General features: G+C 32.4%; 11 protein-coding genes and 1 pseudogene. 5 read left to right on the top strand and 7 right to left on the bottom strand.

Annotated features, from left to right (window positions below; genetic code table 11):
* The first annotated feature begins 27 nt into the window (after positions 1-27).
* Positions 28-1,638 carry a S41 family peptidase gene (locus ACXGSQ_RS01780; RefSeq protein ID WP_458627939.1) on the top strand — a complete coding sequence of 537 codons (1,611 nt, stop codon included), beginning with the start codon at positions 28-30 and terminating at the stop codon, positions 1,636-1,638.
* A 4-nt stretch (positions 1,639-1,642) separates the two neighbouring features.
* Here ACXGSQ_RS01780 and ACXGSQ_RS01775 read toward each other — a convergent pair whose 3' ends face one another.
* The 3 genes from ACXGSQ_RS01775 to ACXGSQ_RS01765 are packed head-to-tail and all read right to left on the bottom strand — an operon-like array spanning position 1,643 to position 3,041.
* Positions 1,643-2,248: an NAD(P)-binding domain-containing protein gene (locus ACXGSQ_RS01775; protein ID WP_458627938.1), complete on the bottom strand. Its 606-nt coding sequence runs from the start codon at positions 2,246-2,248 to the stop codon at positions 1,643-1,645.
* Positions 2,248-2,448 (bottom strand): hypothetical protein, encoded by a 201-nt coding sequence (locus tag ACXGSQ_RS01770; protein ID WP_458627937.1) that lies wholly within the window; start codon positions 2,446-2,448, stop codon positions 2,248-2,250. The genes ACXGSQ_RS01775 and ACXGSQ_RS01770 overlap by 1 nt, the downstream gene beginning before the upstream one ends.
* Positions 2,449-2,459: 11 nt before the next feature.
* Positions 2,460-3,041: a MarC family protein gene (locus ACXGSQ_RS01765; protein WP_458627936.1), complete on the bottom strand. Its 582-nt coding sequence runs from the start codon at positions 3,039-3,041 to the stop codon at positions 2,460-2,462.
* 170 nt (positions 3,042-3,211) lie between these two features.
* Here ACXGSQ_RS01765 and ACXGSQ_RS01760 point away from each other — a divergent pair, with 170 nt between their 5' ends.
* Positions 3,212-3,784 carry a DUF3109 family protein gene (locus ACXGSQ_RS01760; RefSeq protein ID WP_458627935.1) on the top strand — a complete coding sequence of 191 codons (573 nt, stop codon included), beginning with the start codon at positions 3,212-3,214 and terminating at the stop codon, positions 3,782-3,784.
* A gap of 40 nt (positions 3,785-3,824) precedes the next feature.
* Here ACXGSQ_RS01760 and ACXGSQ_RS01755 read toward each other — a convergent pair whose 3' ends face one another.
* Positions 3,825-5,594 (bottom strand): tetratricopeptide repeat-containing sensor histidine kinase, encoded by a 1,770-nt coding sequence (locus tag ACXGSQ_RS01755; RefSeq protein WP_458627934.1) that lies wholly within the window; start codon positions 5,592-5,594, stop codon positions 3,825-3,827.
* Between the two features lie 185 nt (positions 5,595-5,779).
* A pseudogene (locus ACXGSQ_RS01750) lies at positions 5,780-6,513 on the bottom strand (LytR/AlgR family response regulator transcription factor).
* Between the two features lie 830 nt (positions 6,514-7,343).
* Here ACXGSQ_RS01750 and ACXGSQ_RS01745 point away from each other — a divergent pair.
* From ACXGSQ_RS01745 to ACXGSQ_RS01735, 3 genes are all read left to right on the top strand, one after another.
* Positions 7,344-8,618, top strand: a complete 1,275-nt coding sequence (locus ACXGSQ_RS01745; protein ID WP_458627933.1) for a ribonucleotide-diphosphate reductase subunit beta — start codon at positions 7,344-7,346, stop codon at positions 8,616-8,618.
* A gap of 3 nt (positions 8,619-8,621) precedes the next feature.
* Positions 8,622-10,421 carry a ribonucleoside-diphosphate reductase subunit alpha gene (locus ACXGSQ_RS01740; RefSeq protein WP_458627932.1) on the top strand — a complete coding sequence of 600 codons (1,800 nt, stop codon included), beginning with the start codon at positions 8,622-8,624 and terminating at the stop codon, positions 10,419-10,421.
* A gap of 480 nt (positions 10,422-10,901) precedes the next feature.
* Positions 10,902-11,579: a hypothetical protein gene (locus ACXGSQ_RS01735; protein WP_458627931.1), complete on the top strand. Its 678-nt coding sequence runs from the start codon at positions 10,902-10,904 to the stop codon at positions 11,577-11,579.
* A gap of 71 nt (positions 11,580-11,650) precedes the next feature.
* Here ACXGSQ_RS01735 and ACXGSQ_RS01730 read toward each other — a convergent pair whose 3' ends face one another.
* Both ACXGSQ_RS01730 and ACXGSQ_RS01725 read right to left on the bottom strand, forming a co-directional pair.
* Positions 11,651-12,367, bottom strand: a complete 717-nt coding sequence (locus ACXGSQ_RS01730; RefSeq protein WP_458627930.1) for a DUF6503 family protein — start codon at positions 12,365-12,367, stop codon at positions 11,651-11,653.
* Between the two features lie 107 nt (positions 12,368-12,474).
* Positions 12,475-13,326 carry an OmpA/MotB family protein gene (locus ACXGSQ_RS01725; RefSeq protein ID WP_458627929.1) on the bottom strand — a complete coding sequence of 284 codons (852 nt, stop codon included), beginning with the start codon at positions 13,324-13,326 and terminating at the stop codon, positions 12,475-12,477.
* Between the last annotated feature and the right edge of the window lie 45 nt (positions 13,327-13,371).

The following is a 13,371-nucleotide window of genomic DNA, read 5'->3' as shown; positions in this document are numbered from 1 at the left end:
CAGATTCCCATTCTGATGGGAAATAGTATGGCAACAAAGAATAAATACATACCATTAATTATCGGAGTTGCAATTGGGGCTGGTGTTGTCATGGGAGGAAAATTGAATTTTTCGGATACTTCAGATAACCTCTTTACTACCAATAGCAAAAAAGATAAACTCAACAGGTTAATAGACTATATCGATTATGAATATGTAGAGGATGTCAATACGGATAGTATTGTTGACGTTACGGTAAATGGGATTTTACATAATTTAGATCCACATTCCACTTACATTCCTAAGGAAGACTTAGAACGAATTACCGAAAATATGAAAGGTGATTTTGTTGGTATTGGTATTAACTTCTACTCTTATAATGATAGTATTGCCGTTATTAAACCTACCGAAGGAGGACCAAGTGAACGTGCTGGTATTATGAGTGGTGATCGTATTCTTTTAGCTGATGGAGATACGCTTTATGGACCTAATATTTCTAACGAAGTTATAGGGGAAAAGCTAAAAGGTGATAAAAATACAGATGTAAAACTTACCGTTTATAGAAAAGGTGAAGAAGAATTATTAGAGTTTGAAATCAAACGAAAAGCTATTCCTATTAAAAGTGTGGATGCGGCTTATATGCTCACAGATGATTTAGGGTATATAAAAGTGAATCGTTTTGCTGAATCTACTTTTAGAGAATTTAAGTCTGCATTAGATGAATTAAAAGATCTTGGAGCAACAAAACTTGCGTTAGATCTACGAGATAATCCGGGTGGTTTTTTAGGAATTGCTGAGCAGATTGCAGATGAATTTTTAGAAGACGATAAACTTATTTTATTTACAAAAGATAAACGAGGGAAAGAAGAGCGTATTTATGCTACAAGTAGAGGAGACTTTGAAGAAGGGGAACTTTATATTCTAATCAATGAAAATTCGGCGTCAGCAAGTGAAGTTATTGCAGGCGCACTTCAGGATAATGATAAAGGCATTATTGTTGGAAGACGCTCTTATGGTAAGGGGTTGGTACAGCGAGAAATGGCTTTAGGCGATGGTAGTGCTGTACGCTTAACCGTATCTAGATATTACACACCCACAGGACGTTCTATTCAAAAACCCTATACCAATGGAGATAGCGAAAGTTACTATAATGATTATTATAAACGTTTAAGAAATGGGGAGTTAGCCGATGAAGAAAGCATCGTTGTTGATGATTCCTTAAAGTTTACAACTCCAAAAGGGAAAGTGGTTTATGGAGGTGGAGGTATCATTCCAGATGTGTTTGTTCCTGTAGATCGATTGTTTGATAATGAAACTATAAATTATCTAAGACGACGCGGTCATTTTGGTTATTTCGTTTTTGAAGAATTAGATAAAGATCGCACGTTGTATCAAGATATTACGAAATACGATTTTATTAATAATTTTGAAGTAAGTGATGATATTGTGGTGCGTTTTCAGGACTACGTTAATAATAGAGAGCGAACTAATATTACCTTCACAGTCTATAATGCCGAAATCAAACGACTCATTAAAGCAACGTTAGCACAACAGTTATTTGATGACAATGTGTTTGAAGAAATAATAAATAAGGAAGATATTATGGTGCAAGAAGTAATTTTGTTAAGCACCGAATATCCGAACTTTAAACAAGATTAAGTTTTTAAATTTTATCGTGAATCTTGGTTTGTTTACCATCATTCCAAAGGGTTAAAATATCGGTTGCTACATGTGCTCCACTTCCGCATGCCATGGCAAATTGACTTCTCCATCCGGCTAAAGTTCCAGCTACGTAAAGGTTTTTTTCAATAAGATGATCTGTATTTTTTAACCAAATTCTATCTTTTTCAATAGCAGCTCTAGGGTGTGGTTCTGTGTAGTTTTCAAGCCCTTTTATAGTCATTAAGTTGGTGTAACCTACTGCAACAACTACAATTTTAGATCGGTAACGGCTTTGATTTGTAGTAACTATAAAACCATCGTCATGCTTTTCGATAGCATTTACTTTTTCATTTTCAATCTGAGTAATATGCGGATAAAGGTCTGTTAATTGCTTTTTACCATCTTCTAGAATGTCAGCACCAAGCGTACCTGGTTGTAATCCTAAAACATTATTAAACAAAGCGGTTTGTAGATGCGATGTTTTTTGGTGCATTATAATGCCAATATGTTTGCCTTCTGCAAAAGGTTTATGTTGTGCAGAACCTAAAATTAAAGCGCAAGATAGTCCTGCAGCTCCACCACCAATAATTAACGTGTCAAAAAGCATTAGCGTTTTTTACTTAGTTTCTCAATCTTCTTAGAAATTCTAAGAATTTGCAATAATACGAGTGCGCAAAGTGCGGCTACAATTGTAATTAAGGCGGTTTGACTTTCTCCTTCAAAAAGTGCTTCGAAATTTAACTTTGTTGCATTAAAAATAATAAGCGCTAAAGCAATAATCGATAGAATAAGTGTAAATACTTTCATGTTTAAAAAAATTAAGCCAATAACGCTTTAATGTTATGGGCAAATAACTTTACTGCTATGGCTAACAAAATTACACCAAATATTTTTCTTATAATGTTAATTCCGTTGGTACCTATGATACGTTCAATTTTTGAAGATGTTTTTAATACTATATAAATAACAACAACATTACTAATTACAGCAACAATAATATTTTCAATGGCAAATTCTGCACGTAGGGATAATAAAGTGGTTAATGTTCCTGGTCCTGCCATAAGTGGAAATGCCAATGGGAAAACAGAAGCTGTAACAGCACTATGTTCATCGTCTTTGTAAAGTGTAATACCCAAAACCATTTCTAAGGCAATAAAAAAGATGACAAAAGCACCTGCAACAGCAAACGAGTTAACATCGATACCAATTAGACTTAGTAAACTCTTTCCAACAAAAAGAAAAATAATCATAATTACACCTGCTATAATAGAGGCTTTTCCACTTTGAATATGTCCAACCTTTTTGCGTAAATCTATGACAATTGGAATGTTTCCAATAATATCAATTACGGCAAAAAGGATCATAAAAGCTGTAAATATTTCTTTAAAATTAAGTTGCATTTCGTTGTGATTTTAATCTTTATATTGTTTCTTAATATAGCTATAAGTATTTGGTTTTTATGATCTTATTGGCTAAACATCCGCTGTGGATTTGAAATTTTTCGCAAAGGTGCGATAATATTACATATTAGCAATATTAAATATCGGTTAAGTTTAAGTATTTTTGCCAGATGTTTCAACTCGGAAAAACCATAGTCTCAGAAGACATTATAGAAAAAGATTTTGTTTGTAATCTTTCAGCGTGCAAGGGGGCCTGTTGCATCGATGGAGATGCAGGCGCTCCATTAGAAAAAGAAGAAGCGGTAATTTTAGAAGCTATTTATCCTAAAGTGAAGCCATTTCTGCGACAAGAAGGTATCGACGCTATTGAAGCTCAAGGTACATCTATAACCTCAGAATTTGGAGAACTAGAAACTCCTTTAATAAATGGTGCGGATTGTGCGTATGTTATTTTTGATGAGAGAAAAACAGCACTTTGTGCCATAGAAGAAGCTTATAACCAAGGTGAGATTTCTTGGAAAAAACCGGTGTCTTGCCATTTATATCCAATACGTGTTAGAGAATACACTGAATTCTCTGGTGTTAATTACGATAAATGGGAAATTTGTGATGACGCCTGTACGCTAGGCAAAGAATTACAAGTACCTGTTTACAAATTTGTAAAAGAGGCATTAATAAGAAAATTTGGCGAAGATTGGTATGCTGAATTGGAGAAAGTGGCTGAGAAAAATTTCGGAAAATAAAACGTGTTACATTACTCTAATAGAATTTTGATGCTTGGCTTTAAATTGTAATGTTAGCCTTTAATTTTGTTGGTATTTGTAAAATTATTTTAGTACCACTAGGTTTATTGTTTTCGTATAAATCTTCAATTTCTAAAGTATATGAGTTTTGAAAGGCTTCTGAAAAATTAGCCAATCTTGCTTTTGTAATATTGATACCTACTGAATTTCTTTGGAGTTGTTTCTTCTCGTTAATTTTATGCGATGCAACTCTGCCAATACCATTATCGGTGATTTCAACAGTAATATAATTTGCTGAGTTTTTAATAACATTTAGGGTAATTGTTTTGTTATCCGATTTGGAAGATAAACCATGCCACAACGCATTTTCTAAAAAAGGTTGAAGCACTAGCGATGGTATTTTTGTGACTTCAGTATTTATGGAGGGATCTACCGTAATTGTAAAGTCTATTTCATTTGAGAAACGAATGTTTTCAATATTCATATAAAGTTGCATGGTTTCAAGTTCGTCTTTTAAGGAGGTTTCTTTTTCCTTTGATGCCATTAAAATTTTTCGGATGAGTTTCGAAAATTTGTTGAGGTAATAAACAGCATTGGTTTTATCATTATTAATGATGTAAAGTTTTATTGAGTTTAGAGAGTTAAAAATAAAATGAGGATTCATTTGACTTCGTAACATATCTTGTTCTAAGGTTAAAATATGTTTGTCGTGCTTTAAGGCTTTTGTTCTGTGGATAATAAAGAGGGCAATCCCTATAATCCCTAAGAGTAAAGAGGTGTAAAGTAAAATTTGTTTGTTTCGCTCTAGTCGTAAGCGCACCGTTTCGTTCTCTTGAGCTAAAGTTTTTATTTGATTGGTTTTATTTTCGTTTTCGTATTCTATAGCAATATCATTAACATACTGTAGATTTTGTTCTGTTAAGATGGTGTTTTCTATTTCAACGGCTTCTTGGTAGTATTTTAAGGCTGTTTTATAATCGTTTTTCTTTTGGTAGATTTGGGATAGTAATTTGCTAGCCTCAACAATAGTAGATTTTAGATGGTGAGCCTTAGCAATATTCAAGGCAGTTGTTAGGCGTTCTTCCGCCAATTCTAGTCGGTTAGTTTCCATTTTTAGCTGCCCAAGATTAAGGTAGGAAGCCGAAATGTAATATTGATCATTGATGTTTAAGGCGCGGTCTAAAGCTTCTTTTATAATAGGTTCTGCTTTCTTGTAATTGTTTTGCTTAAGATAAATGCTACCAATGCTATTGTAACAAATAACACGCCCAATTTCTGAATTAATCTGGTTGTTATACTCTAATGATTTTTGATAATTAGATAAGGCTGCGCTTAAATGTCCTTTAGCTTCTTCAGCATAACCAATATTGTGATAGTTGATGGCTAAGCCTAATTTATTATGAGTTTCAGCTTCAATTTTAAGGGATTTATTAAACTGAATGATTGCTAAATCATATTGTTTTAAAGTCAAGTAAATATTCCCAATACTATTTTGAGAAATAGCAATATTATGTGCTATGGTTTTTGAAGGGTTAACAACCGAATAAGCAATCTTTAAGGCCTCGGTATGATGGTTTAAAGCTAATTTAACCATATCCATACGTCTGTAAATTACACCAATCATATTAAGGCTAATGATCTTAAATTCTGTGCTTTCTGCTTTTTCGGCATAAACTTTAGCTTCCTCGTGGTACTGAATGGCCTGGTCGTATTTAGAAATGTTCCGTTGTATAACGCCTAATGCGTTGAGGGCATAACTAGCGGTTTCTAAAGCATCAACGTCTTTGGATACATTTAGTAAGCGCTTCATTTTTATACTGTCATTTTCAAATGGTTTAAAAAGAGAATCTATTTTAATGTGAAGCCTAGGTTGATTTGTCTTTATATAAATAAGAGCATTTTCAAAGCTGGTTTGTTGTGTTGCACTATGCGAAATGAAAAAGACAAAAATAAAACAGAAACTTAGTAGCTTATGCTTAAAACAAATGCTCATAATTAAAGTTTTTCAAGAAAATCTGATTTACGTTGTCGTGCTACGGGAATTTTATGCTCACTTTCCATAATAACATACCCTTCATTTTTTATAAAGGCTTTTATTTTATTAAGGTTAATGATGTAAGAATTGTGAATCCTAAAGAAATAATGCTCTGGTAAAATGGCGTCAACTTCTTTTAGTTTTTTGGTAAGCACTATCTTTTTCTGATTTTGTAAAAACAAGGTACTGTAATTACCATCAGATTCTATATATATAATATCGTCGACATCTAAGAAAAGCAGTTTCCCATCGGTATTGATGGTGATCTTTTTTTATTGAATTGCGAATTAAAATTTGTGAGCATTCGTTCTAACTTTAAGGAATTAATGGAACGGTCACTATGCTTTTTAAGTTTTGTGATGCAGTTGGCTAAATCATCCGAATCTATAGGTTTTAATAAGTAATCAATGGCATCGTGTTTTAAGGCTTTTATGGCGTATTCGTCATAGGCAGTTGTTATGACTACTGCAATTTCGGGATTATTGAGTTGCTCTAAAAACTGAAAACCTCCAATGGTTGGCATTTGGACGTCTAAGAACAAACAATCTGGTGTGTGCGAATTTAAATAGGTCAAGGCGTCATCTGGATTAGAAAAAGAGGCCATAACTTCTATTTCTTCATTAAAATTACTGATTTCCCAAATTAAACTTTGTATTGCCTTTGGTTCATCATCTACGATTACTGCTTTTAACATGCTTATAAATTATTGAATATAAATATAGGTATATCTTGATGGTTTTGATGGTTAATATGTATGCAATGCATGGTTTTGTGTATAGAATGCGTAAAATAATCGATTATAATTGAGCCTCCATTTACACATGTTTTTTTACCATTTATACAAGTGTGTATGGAAGTATAGTAAAATATAGTGATATTTGTGTAATGAAATTAACCAAAAAAAAACAAAGCAAATTAGGGGTTTGCTTTTTGGTTAAATGCCATTAATCAGCAATAATTCAGGATAGATAGAATTCTGAACGTTTCATTACTGTTATTAAATTTTGATAAACAATGTATAATTGTTTATCAATAATTTTAGTTAGTTATTAGGGAGAAAAAAGAGCGTTATCATAACGCTCTTTTTTGTGGTCCAATTCTAAAGAAATTATTTGCCTTAACTATCAATAAACTCGCTTACTAACCTTTGTTTTAACACGATAAATCTTACATTTTTTTAGATTCATTATTTGGATTAAGTGCTTGTTTTGTAGGTTGTTGTGTTAAAATTTTACAATCTTCTTTTTTGTTGGGGTATAAACGAATTTGTTAAGAACTTGTTGACAATGTTTATAAAATTACCTTTCATTTTTAATGACAATTGTCAATCTTTGTTGTGAGCAAAATAAATTAGATTTTTTGAGTTTTTTCGATTTGAAAAAGCCTGTTTAAAATCATTTTTTATAAAATTCAGCCCTTTATTTCTATAAAGGAAAAACATAAAACGTTTAACGGATTCATCAATAAATTTAGAATGATATCAAATCATTCTAATGGCTATTTAGGCTTTAAATTAAAAGAATTATGGAGATTACTCAGATTATTAAAAGGGATTATGAAACAAGTCCGTTTGTTTTAAATAAAATTGCTAATGCTGTTGAAAAAGCAATGCTTTCTGTAGGAACGGGGAGTAAGGAAGATGCTAATACCATTTCAGTAAATGTTTTACAAACATTGTTGGAAAGAAAAGGAAAGGATCATAATTATTTACCTACTGTAGAGGAAGTACAAGATTTAGTAGAGGAAAAATTAATGGAAAGTTCGTTCCATGGGGTTGCTAAAGCCTACATATTATATAGAGACGAACAAGCCAGAAATAGAAAAACAAATATTTTCGAAAAGCGTATTAACTTAAAACCTTATGAGTATCCTGAGCTTAATGAATATGTCGATGCGATAAGACATTCGTATTGGATTCATTCTGAATTTAACTTTACAAGTGATATTCAGGATTTTAAAACAAGATTGACGGTTGTAGAGCAAAATGCCATTAAAAATACAATGCTTGCTATTTCGCAGATTGAAGTCGCTGTAAAATCATTTTGGGGAGACATTTATCATAAAATGCCTAAGCCAGAAATCGGATCTGTAGGAGCAACATTTGCAGAAAGTGAAGTGCGTCATCACGATGCTTATTCGCATTTGTTAGAGATATTAGGTCTTAACAACGAGTTTAAAAACCTAAAGAAAAAGCCTGTGATAATGAGACGTGTTCATTATTTAGAAACGGCTTTGAAGAATGCGAAAAGTGAAGATAATAAAGAGTATGCAGAATCCATTTTATTGTTTTCTCTCTTTATAGAACATGTATCGTTATTTTCTCAATTTTTAATCATTATGGCGTTCAATAAGCATAAAAATATGCTAAAAGGAGTGTCTAATGTGGTTGAAGCGACATCTAAGGAAGAACAAATACATGGTGATTTTGGTATTGATGTTATCAAAATTATTAAGCGTGAAAACCCAACATGGTTTGACGAGGAACATAGCGTCTTAGTTAAAGAACTATGTGAAGAAGCTTTTATCTCAGAAAGCAAACTTATTGATTGGATTTTTGAAGCCGGAGAATTAGATTTCTTACCTAAAGATGTTATTAATGAGTTTATTAAAAACAGATTTAATAATTCATTAGAAAGTATTGGAATTGACAAAGTATTTGAAGTCAATCAGGAATTAATAGCACAAACCGAATGGTTTGATGACGAAATTATAGGAACAAAACACGGGGATTTTTTCGTGAAGCGATCTATCAACTATAGCAAAAGAACAAAAAGTATAACCAGCGACGACTTATTTTAAACCATGAACGACAACACTAATTTAGACCTAGACAACAAAGTAGAGAACCCTCAAACTACAACAACTTCAAATCATGAAGAACTAATTAAAGCCAGAAAAGAAGCTATAAAAGAAGCTAAAGCAGAACCAGAAATAAAATGGCTAACCGAGCATAGTCGTCAGTTTTTAGCCTCTGGTTATCTTACTGAAGATACAACTCCTGAAGAACGCATTAGAGAAATTGCTAATAATGCCGAAAAAATATTAGGTATTGATGGTTTTGCCGATAAGTTTTATGGCTATATGGCAGAAGGCTACTATTCATTAGCATCTCCAGTTTGGTCTAACTTTGGAAAAAGACGAGGCTTACCAATTAGTTGTTTTGGTTCACATATTTCTGATGATATGGGAGATATTCTCTATACACAGTCAGAAGTTGGTATGATGTCTAAATTAGGTGGAGGTACTTCAGGTTATTTCGGAAAACTTCGTCATAGAGGAGCTCCTGTAAAAAATAACGGAGAATCTTCTGGTGCTGTACACATTATGCAACTGTTTGAAAAAATGGTTGATGTCGTAAGTCAAGGTTCTGTTAGAAGAGGTCGTTTTTCTCCATATTTACCAATAGAGCATAAAGATATTCATGAGTTTTTAGAAATAGGAACTGAAGGTAATCCTATACAAGAGTTAACACATGGGGTAACTGTTGGCAACGATTGGATGCAAGAAATGATTGATGGCGACACCGATAAAAGAGCCATTTGGGCAAAAGTATTACAACGTAGAGGTGAAATAGGTTATCCTTATATTTTCTTCAGAGATAATGCTAACAATGCAGCTCCAGATGTATATCAAGATAAGAATCATGAAATCTACGCAAGTAACTTGTGCTCAGAGATTATGTTACCAACAAACGAAAAATGGTCGTTTGTATGTGTATTATCTTCTATAAACTTATTGCATTACGATAAGTGGAAAGATACGGATGCTGTTGAAACAATGGTATATTTCTTAGATGCTGTTTTAGAAGAATTCATTACGAAATTAGAAGTGTATAGAGATTCTGCAGATAGAGATGACAGACAAACCTTCATGTTTATGGAGAAGGCTTATAACTTTGCTAAAGAAAATAGAGCCTTAGGATTAGGAGCTTTAGGATGGCACTCGTTATTACAATCTAAAATGGTAGCTTTTGATAGTAAAGAAGCATTTGATTTAAACAGTCAGATATTTAAAACGATCAAAGAAAAATCAGTTAAAGCATCTGAAGAATTAGCAACATTATTTGGTGAGCCAGAAGTATTAAAAGGTTACGGAAGACGTAACACTACTTTAAATGCTGTAGCACCAACAACATCTTCAGCGTTTATTTTAGGACAAGTATCTCAAGGTATTGAGCCAATTTGGTCTAATAGTTACGTTAAGGATATTGCGAAAATAAAAACCACAATTAAGAATCCTTATTTAGTAGCACTTTTAGAAGAAAAAGGCATGAATACTAGTGAGGTGTGGAGAAGTATTAGAGATTATGATGGCTCTGTACAACATTTAGAAGGACTTACAGATCATGAAAAAGAGGTGTTTAAAACCTATTCTGAAATCGATCAAATGACCATCATTTACCAAGCTGCAAATAGACAAAACCACATTGATCAAGGGCAGTCTATAAATATTATGGTACATCCAGATATGCCAGTAAAAGATATTAATAAAATCTATGTGACGGCTTGGCAATTAGGTGTAAAATCATTGTACTACCAACACAGTATGAATGCTGCACAGAAGTTTAAGCAAAAGAAAGAATGTACGAGCTGTGAAGGTTAATAGCTAGTATAATAAAAGTACAAGTGTTAATTAGAGAAGTGCCTTGATAAAGACAATTCAAGGCGCTTTTTTTAGGACTTAATTGAATATGAAAATAGCTGATTAAAGTGTTGATCTTTAATTGTTTAAATTGAAAAAAAAATAAGTATGATTAGATAATAATATTAGCTGAAGATAAGTACAGAAAAAGGGACATCGTGAAATATCCCTCTTGGTTTTGTTTTTTTACAAGAATTGGTTCCTAGGCCTACTTTGTAATAAAAAAATAATATGAGATTTAAAAAATCTCTTACTTTCTTCTTCAAAGAAACAAAATTAGTTTCTACCTACCAAGTTAAATATTTCTATAGTGATTTTTTGAGTTCAAAACACATATATAACAGGGCTTTAAGTATGCTTTTTTTTATTAACCGTTTTAGGACTTATGAACATTTTTGGGTTTTTTAATTAAAAATAAGCCCATAGAAATACTTATATTACATGAATAAAAATTATTTAATTTCAATTAATCAGCTTGCTGATTTCTCTAAAGCTACAGATGCTAAAAAGAGAACAATTATTAGACAACAAAAAGAGCCGAATAAATTTAGGATGGCATATTATCAGCTTGCTAAAGCAAGGATGAAGAAGACCATAGAAAAACATGGAGATTTAGAGCCTATTCTTAATGGAATGGATGATTTATTATCTAGAAAACCTGAAAAAGTAAGACAGATAAATGATAAAGTAGTCTCATTAGAGGCTATGAAGAGGTTTGTCAATTTAAAATTACCAGATCTACTTTGTAATGTTCCACATGAAGTAATCAAGAAACCTAAATTTAAATCGATATTCTTAAATGGAGTTGAAATAATTATTTCTCCTGATGTTATAATAAGACTTGAATTAGATGGGAAAAAATACTTAGGAGCGGTTAAAATTCATATTTCAAAGAATAATGTATTTGATAATTTACAATCTAGATACATATCGACTTTGCTTTTCAAGTATTTGAATGAAGTAATTGCAAAAGATGATGAAGAAGTTCTTGATTCTCTTTGTTTATCTATAGATGTTTTTGGTGATTCAATTATTTCGGTTCCAAAAAATTTTTCTGATACAGTGAATGATATTGAAATGATTTGCGATGAAGTTAAAACGATATGGAACGTTGCATAAATTGAATGTAAATAAAAAAAGCATCTCAGAAATGAGATGCTTTTTTATTCAAATATAGATTAAGAGACCTATTAATCAACCAAAGTATCCGTCCCCAAATATTTATCGGCTTTATTGTAATACCAGGCTCTCACTTTAGGGATTTTAATACCGTTTAAGAAGCTTTCTTCAGAAAGCAATATATATTCACCACTATCAGGTTTCGCTTTGCCATGCTCATCGGTTTTAAAGAACTGGTAGATTTCCATGGCATAGGTCTTTGGGTTAAAATAGAAGTACCAAATATCACTGCCTACAGCTTCATCATATGTGACTTTTAGAACCAAATACGTTTTGCCTTTAAAGGTCTTTGTTTCAACCGTATCACTAAGATTAGTGCCTGGATCTTTCAATTTCATAGGTAAACCATATAAATACGAATAATAGTTTTTATAAAGTGTAGCTCTATCGCAGGTCATGTTCTTTTCTTTTGCGGCTATGCGATCTAAAACTTTGCCATTATAACGCATTTGGCACTTGTTCTTATCTAAAGTATATGTGGTGGTTGTAGTATCTTTTGTGGCGGTGACGCTAAAATATTCAGCAGGCAAATTAATTGAAATACTACTAGTGCGTTTTGCGGCTTCTGGCATGGTCATTACCACAGTAAACGTAGCGTTAAAGCGTTCCCAGTTACCATTTGGGTCGTGGTAATTAATGGCTTTGTTTAATAGTTCTTGAGACGATAGATTTTGACTAAAACCAGATAAAGCGCATAAGAAGAATGCAAATGCAAGAAAAGATTTCATAGTAATTATTTTTTCTACAAATTACAATATATCAAACAAAAAAAAGCACCCAATGCCGAATTGTTCGGGAGGGTGCTTTGGGTATTAAATCTAGATAGATTTGTGATTTATTTTTCTTCCATCATAGCAAAGAACTTGTCAATGTTTGGCATTAAAATAATACGTGTTCTTCTGTTTTTAGCACGATTGGCGCTAGAGTTGTTTTCTACTAAAGGTTGGTAGCTACTACGTCCAGAAGCAATTAATTGCTCAGGTGCAACCTTAAATTGATTTTGTAGTTTTCTAACAACAGAGGTGGCACGTAATACACTTAAGTCCCAGTTGTCTGCAATTTTATCAGTGTTAATGCTTCTAGAATCAGTGTGACCTTCAACCATAACATCTAAACTTGGCTCAGAGTTTATTACATCAGCTAATTTTTGTAAAATTTTATCCGCTTTGTTTCCTACGCGGTAACTTGCAGTGTTAAATAACATGTTGTCTGCAATAGAAATCATAACTACAGTTTCGTTAATATCTACTACAATATCTTCGTCTTCGTTAAGATCGCTAGTGTTCATTGCTTTACTTAAGTTGTACTGAATGGCTAAATTCATAGAATCTTTTAAAGTCTTTGCGCCAGCTAATTTTTCTGCATCTACATTTTTCAATGTTTCACGCATTTTTTCTTTGCTTGCACCAGAAGCTACTGTGCCGTCTTCAGAAACTTGAAATTTAGCTTGATTTTCAATGGTTAAGCCTTCGACATCTTCATTTAATGATTGTATTTTGGCATTGTATTGGTTAACGCGGGCTTCAATAACAGAAAACTTATGTTCTAAATCTTCTTTTTCTACTCTTGTTTTAGTCAATTCACTTACGGTTTCACCATGTTCTTGTTCTAAGGCCAAGTATTTTTTCTTAGATACACAAGCACTTAATAAAATCATTGTTACTAATAAGATTGAAACTTTCTTCATATTATAATTTTTGGTTATTATAGTTTTAAAGTCATATATACGATT

Source organism: Winogradskyella sp. PC D3.3 (assembly GCF_054366245.1).
Note: the sequence above shows the minus strand (reverse complement) of the source record. Positions and strands in the feature narration are given on the sequence as shown.

Bases quoted from the DNA above. Each gene is read 5' to 3' on its own strand.
- ACXGSQ_RS01740 (WP_458627932.1), top strand. From the start codon at position 8,622: ATGAACGACAACACTAATTTAGACCTAGACAACAAAGTAGAGAACCCT.
- ACXGSQ_RS01780 (WP_458627939.1), top strand. From the start codon at position 28: ATGGCAACAAAGAATAAATACATACCATTAATTATCGGAGTTGCAATT.
- ACXGSQ_RS01770 (WP_458627937.1), bottom strand. From the start codon at position 2,448: ATGAAAGTATTTACACTTATTCTATCGATTATTGCTTTAGCGCTTATT.
- ACXGSQ_RS01745 (WP_458627933.1), top strand. From the start codon at position 7,344: ATGGAGATTACTCAGATTATTAAAAGGGATTATGAAACAAGTCCGTTT.
- ACXGSQ_RS01760 (WP_458627935.1), top strand. From the start codon at position 3,212: ATGTTTCAACTCGGAAAAACCATAGTCTCAGAAGACATTATAGAAAAA.
- ACXGSQ_RS01755 (WP_458627934.1), bottom strand. From the start codon at position 5,594: ATGAAGCGCTTACTAAATGTATCCAAAGACGTTGATGCTTTAGAAACC.
- ACXGSQ_RS01775 (WP_458627938.1), bottom strand. From the start codon at position 2,248: ATGCTTTTTGACACGTTAATTATTGGTGGTGGAGCTGCAGGACTATCT.
- ACXGSQ_RS01730 (WP_458627930.1), bottom strand. From the start codon at position 12,367: ATGAAATCTTTTCTTGCATTTGCATTCTTCTTATGCGCTTTATCTGGT.
- ACXGSQ_RS01725 (WP_458627929.1), bottom strand. From the start codon at position 13,326: ATGAAGAAAGTTTCAATCTTATTAGTAACAATGATTTTATTAAGTGCT.
- ACXGSQ_RS01765 (WP_458627936.1), bottom strand. From the start codon at position 3,041: ATGCAACTTAATTTTAAAGAAATATTTACAGCTTTTATGATCCTTTTT.
- ACXGSQ_RS01735 (WP_458627931.1), top strand. From the start codon at position 10,902: ATGAATAAAAATTATTTAATTTCAATTAATCAGCTTGCTGATTTCTCT.